This is a genomic window from Sinosporangium album (assembly GCF_900100605.1).
In the GTDB taxonomy this organism is placed as follows: domain Bacteria; phylum Actinomycetota; class Actinomycetes; order Streptosporangiales; family Streptosporangiaceae; genus Sinosporangium; species Sinosporangium album.
This window is the reverse complement of the sequence record NZ_FNCN01000031.1, coordinates 19,627-33,886: the sequence shown is the minus strand read 5'-3', so window position 1 is coordinate 33,886 and position 14,260 is coordinate 19,627. Positions and strand designations below refer to the sequence as shown.

Annotated in this window: 13 protein-coding genes; 4 read left to right on the top strand and 9 right to left on the bottom strand. The window is 66.6% G+C overall.

Annotated features, from left to right (window positions below):
* Positions 1 to 7: 7 nt before the first annotated feature.
* Positions 8 to 433 carry an ATP-binding protein gene (locus tag BLQ73_RS24555; protein WP_093173815.1) on the bottom strand — a complete coding sequence of 142 codons (426 nt, stop codon included), beginning with the start codon at positions 431 to 433 and terminating at the stop codon, positions 8 to 10.
* Positions 434 to 608: 175 nt separating this feature from the next.
* Positions 609 to 1,010, bottom strand: a complete 402-nt coding sequence (sodN, locus tag BLQ73_RS24550; RefSeq protein WP_093173813.1) for a superoxide dismutase, Ni — start codon at positions 1,008 to 1,010, stop codon at positions 609 to 611.
* A gap of 211 nt (positions 1,011 to 1,221) precedes the next feature.
* Here sodN and sodX point away from each other — a divergent pair, with 211 nt between their 5' ends.
* The 3 genes from sodX (at position 1,222) to BLQ73_RS24535 (ending at position 4,745) form a co-directional block, all read left to right on the top strand.
* Positions 1,222 to 1,530: a nickel-type superoxide dismutase maturation protease gene (sodX, locus tag BLQ73_RS24545; RefSeq protein ID WP_093173811.1), complete on the top strand. Its 309-nt coding sequence runs from the start codon at positions 1,222 to 1,224 to the stop codon at positions 1,528 to 1,530.
* A 193-nt stretch (positions 1,531 to 1,723) separates the two neighbouring features.
* Entirely contained in the window at positions 1,724 to 2,920 is a 1,197-nt protein-coding gene (locus tag BLQ73_RS24540; RefSeq protein ID WP_093173809.1) for an NAD(P)-dependent malic enzyme, read from the top strand.
* Between the two features lie 466 nt (positions 2,921 to 3,386).
* Positions 3,387 to 4,745, top strand: a complete 1,359-nt coding sequence (locus BLQ73_RS24535) for an NsdA family TPR-like regulatory protein (protein ID WP_093173807.1) — start codon at positions 3,387 to 3,389, stop codon at positions 4,743 to 4,745.
* A 108-nt stretch (positions 4,746 to 4,853) separates the two neighbouring features.
* Here BLQ73_RS24535 and BLQ73_RS24530 read toward each other — a convergent pair whose 3' ends face one another.
* The 4 genes from BLQ73_RS24530 to BLQ73_RS24515 form a co-directional block, all read right to left on the bottom strand.
* The gene (locus tag BLQ73_RS24530; RefSeq protein WP_245691353.1) at positions 4,854 to 6,128 is read right to left on the bottom strand and encodes a trypsin-like serine peptidase; all 1,275 of its coding nucleotides are present in this window, start codon (positions 6,126 to 6,128) and stop codon (positions 4,854 to 4,856) included.
* 135 nt (positions 6,129 to 6,263) lie between these two features.
* Positions 6,264 to 7,811, bottom strand: coding sequence for a trypsin-like serine peptidase (locus tag BLQ73_RS24525; protein WP_093173805.1), 1,548 nt, complete (start codon positions 7,809 to 7,811; stop codon positions 6,264 to 6,266).
* 397 nt (positions 7,812 to 8,208) lie between these two features.
* Positions 8,209 to 9,324 (bottom strand): trypsin-like serine peptidase, encoded by a 1,116-nt coding sequence (locus BLQ73_RS24520; protein WP_093173803.1) that lies wholly within the window; start codon positions 9,322 to 9,324, stop codon positions 8,209 to 8,211.
* Positions 9,325 to 9,634: 310 nt separating this feature from the next.
* Positions 9,635 to 11,164, bottom strand: coding sequence for a trypsin-like serine peptidase (locus BLQ73_RS24515; RefSeq protein WP_093173801.1), 1,530 nt, complete (start codon positions 11,162 to 11,164; stop codon positions 9,635 to 9,637).
* Positions 11,165 to 11,526: 362 nt separating this feature from the next.
* On the opposite strand from BLQ73_RS24515, the gene BLQ73_RS24510 reads away from it, so the two are divergent.
* The gene (locus BLQ73_RS24510) at positions 11,527 to 12,051 is read left to right on the top strand and encodes an SSI family serine proteinase inhibitor (protein ID WP_093173799.1); all 525 of its coding nucleotides are present in this window, start codon (positions 11,527 to 11,529) and stop codon (positions 12,049 to 12,051) included.
* A 227-nt stretch (positions 12,052 to 12,278) separates the two neighbouring features.
* On the opposite strand, the gene BLQ73_RS24505 is transcribed toward BLQ73_RS24510, so the two are convergent.
* The 3 genes from BLQ73_RS24505 to BLQ73_RS32755 all read right to left on the bottom strand — a co-directional run bounded on the left by BLQ73_RS24505 (position 12,279) and on the right by BLQ73_RS32755 (position 14,157).
* A complete protein-coding gene (locus BLQ73_RS24505) occupies positions 12,279 to 13,070 on the bottom strand; it encodes a PadR family transcriptional regulator (RefSeq protein WP_093173797.1) in 792 nt (263 codons plus the stop codon).
* Positions 13,067 to 13,864 carry a DUF4097 family beta strand repeat-containing protein gene (locus tag BLQ73_RS24500; RefSeq protein WP_093173795.1) on the bottom strand — a complete coding sequence of 266 codons (798 nt, stop codon included), beginning with the start codon at positions 13,862 to 13,864 and terminating at the stop codon, positions 13,067 to 13,069. Before BLQ73_RS24500 ends, BLQ73_RS24505 begins: the two co-directional genes overlap by 4 nt.
* 116 nt (positions 13,865 to 13,980) lie before the next feature.
* Positions 13,981 to 14,157: a DUF6104 family protein gene (locus BLQ73_RS32755; RefSeq protein ID WP_093173793.1), complete on the bottom strand. Its 177-nt coding sequence runs from the start codon at positions 14,155 to 14,157 to the stop codon at positions 13,981 to 13,983.
* Between the last annotated feature and the right edge of the window lie 103 nt (positions 14,158 to 14,260).

The window sequence follows — 14,260 nt, the reverse complement described above, 5'->3', positions numbered from 1 at the left end:
CTTTCCGTCACGCCGGCCTCGCCGCGCCTCGGCGCTTGCGCAGCACGATCGCCATGCGGTCGGGGGAGTCGGTCGCCGCTTCCACGTCGTCGGCCAAGGCGGTCAACACCATCCACGCGAAGTCATCGCGTTTGGGTGGTGATGTGACCAGCGTATTGACCTCGACTCTGACCTGCATCTCCTGGCCGGTCAGCTCGAACTCGGCGGTGAGATCAGTGCCGGGCACAGCCTGGGTGAGCAGCATGGCGCACGCCTCGTCGACCGCGATCCGGAGATCCTCGATCTCATCCAGGGTGAAGTCAAGCCGCGCGGCCAGCCCAGCGGTAGCCGTACGCAGCACGGACAAGTATGCGCTTGCGGCGGGAAGCCGGACACTCACCACGTCGCGAATACCGGAGACGTCCGTAGCACGCGCCGCCATTTCGTCTGTCACGTTCCTCCTCGTGCAGAGCCGCTTAGTTGCAACCTACAGCCCCCGAGCCCTCTCTTGCGGACTGAGACTCGCGATCAGGCGAAAAAGGTCAGGCCCCGTGTGGGTTGCCACCACACGGGGCCTGCGGGCGAATGCCTGGCCTCGGCCGGTTCAGAAGCTCGGTCGAGGGCTGTGATTAGGCGGCCTTCGTCGCCCAGAAAATCTTGGAGATCTCGTCGATCTTGGCGAGCAGGCCGTCCGCCTTCTCCACGTCGACCGTGCCCTTGGCGCCGGCGGCGCCGGCGAGCTTGGTCGCGTCCCAGAAGAGCTGGTGGAGCTGCGGGTACTGCTCAAGGTGCGGGGGCTTGAAGTAGTCGGTCCACAGCACCCACAGGTGGTGCTTGACCAGCTCGGCCCGCTCCTCCTTGATCGACAACGCCCGGGCGCGGAAGACGGGGTCCTCGTTGCCGGCGTATTTCTCCATGATGGCCTTGACGGACTCGGCCTCGATCCGCGCCTGAGCCGGGTCGTAAACGCCGCAGGGCAGGTCGCAGTGCGCGGACACAGTCTGCGCGGGGCGCAGCAGTCGTGCAAGCATCGGGGAATCCTTCCATGATGCTGGTGTCAGTTTGGTCCACGAGGATCTTCGTCCGGTTCGCAAACCCAAGGTCTGGGAGCCGCCCGGCAGCCCTAATGGGCGCGCGCGGACCCCCGGCCGAGTGTCGGCTCGCGAGAAGGACGAGGAACACTCACTAGCGACCTTACTCGTGACCGCCATACAAAATGCCGCCTGGGAGGGGCTTTCGCCCATGAGAGTCCGCGTGGAGGGCGACTCGATGACGCCCGCTTTGCGCTCTGGAGACCGTCTCCTGGTACGGCGAGGGGCGCCGATCCGGCCCGGCGACGTCGTCGTGGCCCGCCTGCCGGGCGCGGAGAACACGCTGATCGTCAAGCGGGCCGCCTGGCTCACCGAGGAGGGCTGGTGGGTGGAGAGCGACAACCAGCGGGCGAGCGGGCGCAAGGACAGCTGGGACTTCGGCCCGGTCCCGGCCGAGTCGGTGCTCGGGCGGGTCGTGTTGCGCTACTGGCCGCCGGGACGGATCGGTCTCGGAGCGTAGTGCCCCCTCGCCCCCTCACCTACGTTGACCACGATGAAGCATGTGACACAATCGTGCGACGGGTGACCCCCGTGCCCGAAGGCGTCGCTCAACCAGGGGTGGGGCGACCTGGCGGCTACCGAGGCCGCCAGGCGATCTCCCTCGACGCGCCGCTTGTCGAAGGAACCCGTCCGTCTTATCTACAGGGGTCGCTGTGGCCGTCACGCCAACCTCCGTTTCCCTCCCCGCCCATGATCTCGACTCCGACCCGGCGTTCGCTCTGCACCGGGGAGGCAAGCTGGAGGTCCGTTCCACCATCCCGGTCAGGAACGCCGATGACCTCGCGCTTGCCTATACGCCTGGAGTCGCCCGGGTGTGCACGGCGATTGCCGAACAGCCTGGCTTGGTCAACGATTACACCTGGGTGTCCAATGTCGTCGCGGTCGTGACAGACGGCACCGCCGTCCTCGGCCTCGGTGACATCGGCCCCTCCGCCGCCATGCCCGTCATGGAGGGCAAGGCCCTGCTGTTCAAGCAGTTCGCCGGGGTCGACTCCGTGCCGATCTGCCTGGACTGCACGGACGTCGATGCCCTTGTGGAGACCATCGTCCGGCTCGCGCCCTCGTTCGGGGGCATCAACCTCGAAGACATCAGCGCCCCCCGCTGCTTCGAGGTGGAAGACCGGCTGCGCGAGCTGCTCGACATCCCGGTCTTCCACGACGACCAGCACGGCACCGCCATCGTGGTGCTCGCCGCGCTGCAGAATGCCGCCAAGCTCACCGGGCGCCCCCTGTCCGAGCTGCGCGCGGTCATCGCCGGAGCCGGCGCCTCCGGCGTCGCGGTCACCCGGATCCTGCTCAACGCGGGCATCGGCGACATCGCCGTGTCCGACTCCAAGGGCTTGATCTACGAGGGCCGCGAGGGGCTCAACTCCTTCAAGGCCGATCTGGCACGTGACACCAACCGCGCCCGCCTCACCGGCTCCACCGAGGACGCGCTCGTGGGGGCGGACGTGTTCGTGGGCCTGTCCGGCTCGACGGTGTCGGAGGAGGCCATCGCCTCCATGGCGCCCGGGGCGATCGTGTTCGCCCTGTCCAACCCAACACCCGAGATCCACCCGGAGGTCGCACGCAAGCACGCCCGGGTGGTGGCCACGGGCCGCTCCGACTTCCCCAATCAGATCAACAACGTGCTGGCCTTCCCCGGCGTCTTCAGGGGCGCGCTCGACGTGCGGGCCACCACGATCACCGAGAACATGAAGGTCGCCGCGGCGACCGCCCTGGCCGGGGTCGTGGGCGACGGTCTCAGCGAGGACTACGTCATTCCGAGCCCCTTCGACGAGCGGGTCGCCCCCGCCGTCACCGCCGCGGTCGCCGCCCAGGCCAGGCTCGACGGGGTGGCGCGCCTCTGACGGGCTCACGCCGTACGGCGCCCCACACGCTCAGGTGGCGCCGGCCTCGGCGGCAGGGCCGATAAAGCGCTCGGATATGCAGGCGCCCTCAGCATGCGAAATGCTGAGGGCGCCTCTGCTTTTTCTTCACCAGGCCATTTACAGCCGTTCACGCCGTGTGCGCACGCGGGCGTGAAAGCCGATCGCGACCATGTGAGACGGCTAACGGACACGACCGGCTGAAGGGCGCGGGATGGGAGGAAAGAGACTCCCCCTTAGCGGTACACGGACCTGAGATGCATTTCGCCAGCCACTTACCTTGGACAACCAATGCGACAACCTTTCGAAACATCAAATCCCAGTCACGCAGCGTGCTATAACAAAAACCCTCTGTTACCTATCTGGGTAAGGGCCGCCCCCGATCGGCCATCCGGCACGCAGGTGGGGAGAGAGCGATAGTCCCGCGCATCCCACGCTGAGGAGAGCTATGAAACGCGTGCCCAACCGATTACTTCAACGGCTCATCGCGGAGGCGGGCTTTTCCCACAAGGGGCTCGCCCGCAGACTCAACGACCTCGGCACCGCACGCGGCATCGGAAACCTCCGCTACGACCACAGCTCCGTCCTGCGCTGGATCGGCGGCCAACGCCCCCGCGACCCGGTGCCCGACCTCCTGGCCGAGATCTTCGCGCAGCGGCTCGGACGCCACGTCGGATCCGGCGACCTCGGCATGCCCGCCGGCGCCATACCCCTCGACCTCGGCCAGGAGTTCACCCACACGTGGCACGAGGGGATCGCGACGGTGACGGCCCTGTGGCGGGCGGACGTGGAGCGGCGCAAGTTCCTCCTCGACTCGACGTTCACGATCGGCGCCGGGTCGGCGGGAGCCGTACGATGGCTCACCCTGCCACCCGAAGCGCACCCCACGGGCGTGGGCGTGCACCGGGTGGGGACGTCGGACATCGCGGCGATCCGCGAGGTCACCCGCTCGTTCGGGGAGCTCGACAACCGGTTCGGCGGGGGACGGGTGCGGGCCGCGGTCGTGAAATACCTCGACACCGCCGTCACGCCGCTCCTCAACGACGGATCGTACGGCGACGCCACCGGCCGCGAACTCGCCTCCGCCTGCGCCGAGCTCACCAGACTCGCCGGCTGGATGGCCTACGACCTCGAACAGCACGGCCTCGCCCAGCGCTACATGCTCCAAGCCCTCAGCCTCGCCCGAGGCGCCGGCGACCACGGCCTCGGCGGCGAGATCCTCGCCGGCATGAGCCACCAGGCCGTCTACATCGGCCAACCCGCCCACGCCCTCGACCTCGCCCGCGCCTCCGCGCTCTCCGCCCGCCGAGTCGGCCTCCACACCCTCCTCGCCGAAGCCCACGCGCTCGAAGCCCACGCCCTGGCCGCCCTCGGCGACCCCGCGGCATGCTCCAGCGCACTTCACCTGGCCGAACTGGCCTTCGACCGGCGAAAACCCGACGACGAGCCGGAATGGCTGCGTTATTTCGACGAGGCATACCTGGCGGCGAAATTCGCGCACTGTTTCCGGGACCTGGGCGACGGGGCTCACGCCGTACAACACGCGCGCAGGTCACTGGACATGGACTCGCGTTATGTGCGGGGGCGGATGTTCAACCTGTCGCTGCTGAGCGGCGGCCTGCTGCGGTGCGGCGAACTGGAGGAGGCGTGCGCGGTCGCGGCCGAGGCATTCGAACTCGCCGCCGAGCTGCAGTCGGCGCGCACACGCACCTACGTCGCCGACCTCCGCCGGCGGCTCCAACCCTATGAAGGGGAAACGCCGGTGCGTTTACTCAACGAGCGCACCGCCGAACTGACGTCCGTCTGAAGACCGGTCAGGGATTCGGCGCGTCCCACGCGGCGCCGGACCCCTGACCGTCCTCTTTACCGTGAGCTTCCTGAGAAGCCCGCGGGGCTGCTTGAGAAGCCTGCCGGTCTACTTGAGAAGCTCGCCCTTCTCGCCGACGATGCGAGCAGACTTGATGGAGTTCGCCTTCATGTAAACCGCGTGCGCCTCACCGTCGAAATACGGCGAGCTGATGTGGTCGACGCGCTCGTTGCCGTCCTGGTCGTGGAACACGCTCGTCACGCCGTTGACGTAGCCGTAGCGCTTGCCGTTGTCGTAGCGGATCACCCACGGCCCGCCGTCCGCGCCGCCGGTCATCGCACACTTCAACGCCACGTGGTTCGCCACCTTGTAGGAGTTGACCTGGTAGGTCTTCTCCATGGCCTTCCCCGAGCACAGCTTCGGCGTCACCCCGGTGTACGGCTTGTCGCCGTCCGGATGCGGCGACCCCGGATAGCCGAACGCCACGGTCTGCTCGCCGACCTTCTGGTTCCAGGCGAAACCGAGCGCCCCCGCGGCCACGGCGAGAGGCCCGGTGCTCTTCGCCTCACCCACGACGTAGCGGTGGCGGTAGAAGCGGGAGTCCTTGGTGAAGTAGACGTCGCCGTACCTGCTCTGGCCCTCGGTGTAGATCTCCTGGGCGCTCCTGCCGCCGGGAATGCTGAGGATCTCCTCGGTGTAGGTGCGCTTCGCGCCGGTGAAAGCCGTGTAGTCCGTCCTGGCCACCTCGCGGGCGCGCGGCTCGGCGAAGCCATCGTAGACCGCCACGAAGGCGTAGTCCTGGTCGAAGTCCTCATAGACGTCGAAGTCATAGCCGGTCACGGCCTGCTTGCCGACGAAGACGCCATGAGGGGCCTTGCCCTCGTAGTAGGAGGGGACGAAAACCCACCGGTCGAGGACGTCCTTGTTGCCTTCGACGTCGTAGACGCAGTGGCCGGCGGTGGCCACCAGGTTGTTGTAGCGCGACTGGACGCTGGTGCCGCTGCACCAGCGGTACTCGCCCTTGTGGTCGACGAAGAACACCTTGCCGATGGTCTTCGGCAGGTTGATGTTCTTGGCCTTGGTGGGCTTGGGCGTGGACTGCCCCACCATGCCGGGCTTGCCGTCGGTCACGTCACCGCTGCTGCGGACCAGCTTGGTGACGTCCTTGGCGTCCCAGGTGTACTCCTTCGCCTTGCGCATCGCCGCGCCGTTGGCCTCCAGCCAGAAGCGGGCCGCGCCGTACGCCTCGGTGGGGGAGGAGATGAGCAGGTCGGCCGCGTAGGCGGGCGACGCCTGCGCCGGCACGTTGAGGGTGGTTGCGAGGATCGCGGTCGCCGCGAGCGCGCCGCCGAGGGGGAGCAGGCGCTTGCCTCGGATTTTCACGGGAAACTCCAGTTGCTGGCTGTGGTCGTGGAAAAGGCCCCGTAAACGGCCGTGAGGCCCGGCAGATGCCGGGCCTCACGGGTAACGCTTGGTTCGAACCCAGGGTTTGGACCCCTGCGCTCCAGACCGTCAGAACTACTTGGTGATGTTGCCGTTGCCGTCAACGATCTTGCCGGACCAGAGGGCCTTGGCCTTGTCGTAGACACCCTTGGTCTCGCCGTCGAAGTAGGCGGAGGCCACGGTGTCGAAACGGTCGTTCTTGTCGGTGTCGCCGATGACGCCGGTCACACCGTTGATGTAACCGATGCGGCTGGCGCTGCTGTAGCGGTAGATCCAGGGACCACCGTCAGCGCCGGCGGTCATGGCGCCGCTACGGATACCGACGAGCTCCTCCGCCTTCAGGCTGAGGGCGGTGGCCTTGACGGTCTTGCCGTAGGCCTGCTTGACGGTCACGCCGCTGAACGGACGGTCACCGTCGGGGTGCTCGCCACCCGGGTAGCCGAACACGAAGACCGGGATGCCGTGCTTCTGGTTCCACGCGAAGCCCTGAGCACCAACGTTGCTCTTCAGCGTGCCGCGGTCAACGGAACCCATGATGTAGTAGACCGTCTTGTAGTGCTTGACCGCAGCATCCTTGACCCAGTAACCGAGGTAGTAGTCGGTGAGCTGGAAGGAGCCGTTCGCCGTGATCTTACGGTCGCCCTTGCCCTTGTAGTTGTCGTAGTCAGACTTGCTGACTTCCCGGACCCAGGGGTTGGCGTGCTCGCCAGCCTTCGGCGTGTACTTGCTGCCGTTGCCAGGAGCGGCAACCGTGGCAGCGTCGAACTGCGCCTTGGTCACTTCGACCTTGGTGTAGCTGTAGTCCTTCTGGTCGACCGAACCGACCTCGGTCGACGACTCGGACCTGCTCCAGGCGTCGCTGGTCTCGCCGCCGCGCTCGGCGACGATCTTGTTGTACTCGGCCTCGGTGATCGGAACGTCGTCCGTCCACTTGGTGCTCTGGTGGCCGTTGAAGGCGTCGTAGGTCTTCTTGTCGACAGCCTTCTTGTCGCCAACGGAGAAGCCGTTGTAGACGGTGACGAACGCGTAGTTCTTGTCGAAGTCCTCGTAGACGTCGAAGTCGTAGTGGGTGAAGGCCTGCTTGCCCACGTAGACGCCGTAAGGAGCCTTGCCCTGGTAGTAAGCCGGGACGAAGACCCACTTGTCCATGACGTCGTTGTTGCCCTGGACGTCGTAGACGCAGTGACCCGCAGTGGCGACCAGGTTGCCGTAGTTGGACTGGATCGAGGAGCCGGAGCACCAGTAGGTCTTGCCGCCCTTCTCGAAGAACACCTTGCCGATGGTCTTCGGCAGGTTGACGTTCTTCACCTTGCTGGACGGCGTGGTGCTCTGGCCGATCAGACCCGGCTTGCCGTCCGAGGACGGAGCGCCGGAGGAGCCCACCGTGTGGCGCTTGACAGCCTTGTAGTCGAAGGGGTACTGCGTCGCCCGCTTGAGGTCGGCGCCCTTCGTGTCCAGCCAGAAGTCGGCAACGGTCTTGGCGGAGGTCGGGGTGGCGGCCAGAGCGTCGGTCACGACCGGGCTGTTGGCGGTGGCCGGGGCGGCCAGGCCGGCGCCGATCATGGCGGCGGCGGCGACGGCGCCACCCAGGGGCAGAACCAGGCGCTTAACTCGGGTGTTCATTCCAACTCCTTGCGCTGATGTGGGGCGCCTCTTGCGTCCCAGGCGTCAGTAAAGGGATAGCCAGAACATACAGTCCTGATCTTGAAAACTGGAACCCGCTTCGCACTGAAACATCGGCACCTACGCGGCCGTGACCGTTTCGTGATGTTTAAAGAGGCTCTTTGTCTGACGCCGGATTCCGGAGGGTCGTCGCCGTTTCCCCAGATCATAAGAACGATGTGAAGGGAGTGAAGATTGAGGTGTAGTTGTCCAGATACAGTGCGTTACCAAGCGCATGTGATGCAGATCACATCGCTCGGATGGCACCGTTTGGCCGTCGCTCACGTCTAACGCGCCCGAAACGCGAGGGCTCCGGCGATCACGCCGGAGCCCTCGGGGGCGAGGCTTGCGAAGAGTGTCAGCTAATGGGCAGTTTCTCGGCGTGCCGGTAGGTGGCCAGCGCGTAGACGGAGAAGTAGCCCGAGGAGATCGCGTCGTACTTACCGTCCGGCTTGAGGTTCCAACTGAGGCTGTTGACCCCGTTCAGGAAGCCCTCGCCGGTGGCCGGGTTGTAGTCGATGAGCCAGGGGCCGCCGCTCGCGCCGGCGGTGAAGGTGCAGTTGTTGATCAGCAGGCCGAGGTTGAGCTGGTACGAGGGGGACCTCGTCAGGCTCGTGGTGCCCGAGCACACCTGCACCGACCGGCCGTTGAAGGGCCGGCTGCCGTCGGGCTGCGGTCCGGAGGGGTAGCCGAAGGCGTAGGTGGGGTTGCCGGTGCGCCGCTGGGTGTCGACCTTCAGCCCGCCGACCTTGTCCTGCAGCCTGCCGACCTCCACCTTCCGGTAGGTCACGGCTCCCTTGGCGTCCTTGTCGGCGACCCAGGTGAATCCCTTGTGCACGGTGACGAAGGCGTAGTCGTAGTCGTAGTCGCCCTTGCCGGGGAAGTCCTCGTGCATGCTGATCGAGCGGCCGACGTAGATGCCGTTCGCGATGCCGCTCTCGGGGTTCGGGACGAAGATCCAGTACTGCGCGGGCTCGCCGCGCCGTACGTCATAAGCGCAGTGGGCGGCGGTAGCGACAAGGCTGCGGTTCTTGGCGCTGACGGAGGTCGCCGAGCACCAGTACTCCTTGGAGTTGAACTTGAAGAAGACCTTGCCGATGGTCTTGGGGGCGACCGGGGCGGTGCCCGCGGTCTGGGCCTGCGTCGCGCCGGTCGTCTGAGCGGTGCCGGCCGCTCCTGCCTCGGCGAGGCTGGGCTTGGGGGTGGCGGAGCCGGAGGGGGTGGTGACGATCTTGGAGCCGGGGCTGGCCGGCGACTGCTCCTCCGCCTGCTTGATGCGGTCCGGCCGCCAGTAGTCCGCGACCTTCGCCGCTTCGGCGGCGGTCTTCGCCAGCCCGATCGTGAACACCTTCTCCTCGGTGACCTCGTACGGCGGAGTCGCGAGAGCGGCTGCAGGGAAGGTGGCCGCGGCCAACGCGCACGCGGCTGCGAGGCCGCTCAACACGGCCAGGAAGCGCCTCGCGCGGGGGAACATGGGGCCGGACCTTTCAAGATCAGTGGGGGTTGTGCAACTGTAAGCGGTGATTTTTCCAGATCAACTTGGATCCGGATAGCTTGTCGGCATGATCTGGGTTCACTCTGTTACCTGATCAAGCTTGCATTTCTCTGTGTAAGAGGGGTGTGAAGCAGTGGAGAGATCGGATTAGACAGATCTCTCCACCGACTTCACCGAGCGCTTTTCCGTGCCTGCCGACCGTGACCGATCGGTCGATTCAGTAGCCGTCTGAGCAGGCCGGACGGCCATCGCGGCGGCGAATGGAAAGGCGCTCATTGATCATTTCGGATTATCGGCTTGAGAGCTTCGGCGTCCATAGGTTCGCCGCGTGCTTGTAGATGGCGTAGGTCTCACCGTCGAAGTACGGGGTCGTCACGCGGTCGTAGCGCTTGTTGCCATCGCTGTCGAGCGTGAGGCTCACCACACCATTCAGATAGCCCTGGCGCTTGGCGCTTGAGTAGTTCATCAGGAACGGCCCGCCGCTCGCGCCGGGGGTGAAGGCGCACTTGATCGCCCGGTGTTCCTCGGCCTTGTACTTCCGTACGGTGGGAGCCGCGACGGTCGTGCCGTAGCACCACTTCATCGTTTCGCCGCTGTAGACCTTGTCGCCGTCGAGGTGCGCCGCGGTCGGGTAGCCGAAGGCGAACACCTTCTTACCGCCGCGCTGGTTCCAGGCGAAGCCCTGCCCGCCGACGTTGTCGCCGAGCCTGCCGGCGTCGGCGAAGACCTTCACGTAGAACCGGGAGACGTAATACGTGGTGTTCGTCGTCTCCTTGATCCACTGGAAGAGGTAGTACTGCGTGAGGTGGAAGCCCGTGCTGTCCTTCCACACCTTGCCCGGCACCTTGCCGGCGGCCTTGTCACGCAGCAGGCGCTCGTATTCCGGCTCGGTGAGGGCGGTGGTCTCGGTCGAGTGGCGGGTGCCGTTCGGCTCCTTGTCGTCGGGGTCGTGCGACTGCTTCGGAGCCCGCTCGTAGGTCAGCTCGGTGACCTCGACCTTCGAGGCCAGCGCACCCGGGTAGGACGGGCCGACGTTCTCCGATTTCTTCTCGGACTTCGCGAAGTACGGGCCGGCCGGGCCGTACCGGTCGACGCCCTCCTTGTAGGCCTCCTCGCCGATCTCCTTGTCCTCGGTGTACTTGACGCCCTTCCAGGCGTCGTACTCGGCGCGGTTCACTTCGTTGACACCGGTCTGCTTGACGCCGTTGTAGACATTGACGAAGGCGTAGTCCTTGTCGTAGTCCTCGTAGACGTCGAAGTCGTAGTGGGTGTGCATCTTGGCGCCCACGTAGATCCCGAAGGGCGCCTTCCCCTGGTGATAGCCGGGGATGAAGACGAAGTTGTCGACGGTCTTGTTGAGTTCCGTCCGGTAGACGCAGTGGCCGGCGGTGGCGATCAGGTTCTTGTACTTCGACTGCACGGCCGACGCCGAGCACCAGTACGGCTTGCCGTTGACTTCGAAGAACACCTTGCCGACCGTCGTGGGCAGGTTGACGTTCTTGGACCTGCCGGAGCTGCTGCTGCTCTTGCCGGTGGGGGCGATCGCGCCGGGCTTGCCGTCGGCGGCGGCGGGGGTGGCGCTCTTCTGGAGTCTGCCGGAGGCCGAGGAGTCCGAGAGGTAGCTCTTGGCGGTCTTCAGCTTGCTGGACGTCCAGGTGGTGGCGATGGCCTTCGCCTCTCCTGAAGCCGCGAGCGTGACGGACTTCCTGTCCTTGGGGGCCGCGGCGCCGGCGGGGGCGGCGAGTGCGCCGCCGACCAGGCCGGTCGCGATGAGGGCTCCGCCGAGGGGGAGGGCCAGGCGCTGTGCTCGGGTTTTCATCTTGCTCCTTGCTTCGTCGGCGGCGGGCTGAGGTAGAGGTGCTGCGGATGCGCCTCGCCGCTTCGGTCATGGAACGCTCACGGCATTCCATGCTTACGTAAAGAGACAAGATGTGACCGTAACAGTGTGATCTTTCGCATAAACCCACAAACCGGACTACGACATGTACCGATATCAGTTCGTTACCGAGCTGAGGGAACCGTCCGGCCAAGTGATCACGTCACATTCACCCGTGTCGGGGGAGCGTCGGTTGTTGTCGGTGCCGCCCTCGTGCGCCAGAGTGGGCAGGCGTTCGACGTCATCGGGAATCGGGGGATTCGATGCGACGTCTCATACGCCACACGACCGCATGTCTGGCCGTTATGTCCGGCGGCGCTGCCCTGGTCGGCTCGGCAGCCCTCCTGACAGGTACGGCACAGGCCGAAACGAAGCCGCAGCCGCCGGGCTCGACGAGGCCCTGGCAGCCGTCGGGGCCGACGCTCGGCCCGGACCACCAGGTGCTGCCGGGACATCCCGGGGCCCAGATCTCCCAGCCGGGCAAGCCGTACCCATCCAAACCCGCTCCGCCCCGGCGGATCACCAGGGCGCTGCTGCTGACCTTCGCCAAGGGGGCCGAGCCCTTCCCCGCAGACCGGCACACGATGCTCGTGTGCCGCTCCACCACCGGTGACCGCCCCACCTCGGCGGCGGCGTGCCGCGCGCTGGACGAGGCGGGCGGCGACCCGGCCAAGGTGGAGCCCGCCAAGGGCATGCTCTGCCCGGCGATCTACGACCCGGTGACGGTCACCGCGACCGGCACGTGGGACGGGAAGCTCATCCGCTACCAGCACACCTTCGGCAACGCGTGCGACCTGAACATCATGGCCGGGTCGGTGTTCGCGTTCTGAACGCCGCGGGGGACGCGCGCCTGGAAGGCCACTGCGGAGGTACTCCGTCGGTGGCCTTCCGGTCCGCGTCCGTCGTGGCATGATCCGGATGTGCCCGGACGTCATCGACGCGGGTCCCCCTGCTCCTGGCCCTCGGCGCGGCAGCGCCTGGTAAGGCCCCGAGGGGACGCCGGGGGAGCGGGCCGCCGGCCGTACAGGCCAGTCGTCGCGGAGTTCAGGCGCGGAGTTCAGGCGCGGAGGATGTCGCGCATCCGCGCGGCCGTCTCGTCGAGAACGGCACGCACCTCGTCCACGGTCTCGGTGGAGAGACGCTCGGCGTCGGCCTCCTTGCGGACCAGGGCCACGAAGTCGGCGAGGGCGGCGCCGAGCTCGGCGTCGAGGTCGGCGTGGGTCTTGCGGTTGGCCGCGGCGTCGCTGAGGTCGGACCACATGCCCGTCAGGATGTCCCGCAGCTCCTGCCCGTGCCGGCTGGCCTGGCTCTGCCAGGACCGCACGCGCTCCGCCCATTCCTCGCGTTCCGTGCGGTGGCGCTCCTTGGTCCGCTCCCATTCCTCCTTCTGCTGCTCCCGGACCCGGCGCATATCCTCCTGCTGGCCCTGCCAGGTCCGCCGGGCCGACTCGGCGCCCTCGCGCCGCACGTCCTTCGCCATCTGGGTCAGCTCATCGCGCAGCGACCGGACCGTGGCGCGGACGTCCTCTTTGACCTCGCGGGCGATGTCGCGGACCGAGTCGGAGATCTCCTGCTCCAGCTCGTCCAGCTCGTCCACGCGCGCGTGCAGTTCGGCGCGGCCCTTGTCGGTGATGGAGAAGACCTTTTTGCCCGCGATGACCTCGTGGGTGACGAGGCCCTCCTCCTCCAGACGGGCCAGCCTTGGATAAATCGTCCCAGGGGAGGGCGAGTAGACGCCGAGGAAGCGGTCCTGCAGGAGCCGGATCACCTCGTAGCCGTGTTTGGGGCTCTCCTCCAGCAGCCTGAGGAGGTAGAGCCGCAGTCGTCCGTGGCCGAAAACCGGGCTCATCGGTCTTCTCCTTGAAGCAGTGTGATGTCTCCGGACATGGTGGTGGCGCTGAGGGAGGCCATGCCTCCGCCGAGACGGCCCGATAGGGAGCGGCCGGCGGCTTTCTCGCTGCTGACGAGTTCGCTGAACCCCGTGCTCAACTGGCCCGTCGTCGAACGCAGCGTGACGTCGGTGTCCACCTTGTGCGGCAGCCGTACGAGGACGGAACCGGACACGCTGTTCAGCGTCACGTGCCCGGTGGGGGTGAGGACGAGATCGGCGGTGATGCGTCCCGAGGCCGTGTTGGCGCGCAGCCTGCGCGGGGTCCCGTCGGCGATGGTCAGCTCACCGGCGAGGCTGGTGAAGTAGAGGTCACCGGTGAGGAACCGGCTTTCCAGGGAGCCGGACACCGTTTCGGCCTGCACCTCCCCGCTCACCCCGTCGAGCACGATATCGCCGCTGACGCTCTTGACCTTCGTCTGCCTCTCCACGCCCGCGACCAGCGCCGAGGCGCTGATCACCCCGAGATGCACCGCGCAGGTCTTCGGCACCGTCAGCGACAGGGTCGTCGACCGGTTGCCCGGCCGCAGCCAACCGAGGACGCCGTCCCACGTCAGATCCCTGTAGGTGACCGTGAGCGCGCCGTCGTCGCCCTGCGTGACGATCAACGGCGGGGAGCCCACCTCGGTCACCTCCAGCGATGGCGGGCCGTCGCTCGCCAGCACCGCGACTCTCCCGGCCACGATCCGCACGTTCAACGCCGTCACCGCGTCGAACGTGAACTGCTGGGGTCTGTCCACCGTCCACTGAGGCATGGTCTGTCTGTCCTTCACCAAAGACGAGAAACCACCGATACCCAACACGATATGTCGCGTTTGGGAAAAGTCAAGATGTATCGCGTTCGGTGGTGGCTTCGGTGGCGGTGGGGTGATCAGTCCTCGTCGTCGTCCAGACGGGCCAGCCACGTCGCGAGGCGCTCGACAGGGGTCTCGAACTCCGGGTTGAGATCCACGAACTCGCGCAGGCGCTCGGCCAGCCACAGCATGCCGACCTCCTCCTCGCCGCGCCGCTGAACCAGCTCTTCGATGCCGCGATCGGTGAAGTACATGGTGAGAAATCCTCCTTTGACGGGCTACGGAATCTTGACGGGCCACGGAATCTTGACGGGCCTTGACGGGCCATCGAAGCATCGTGGGCCATGGAACGAGAAA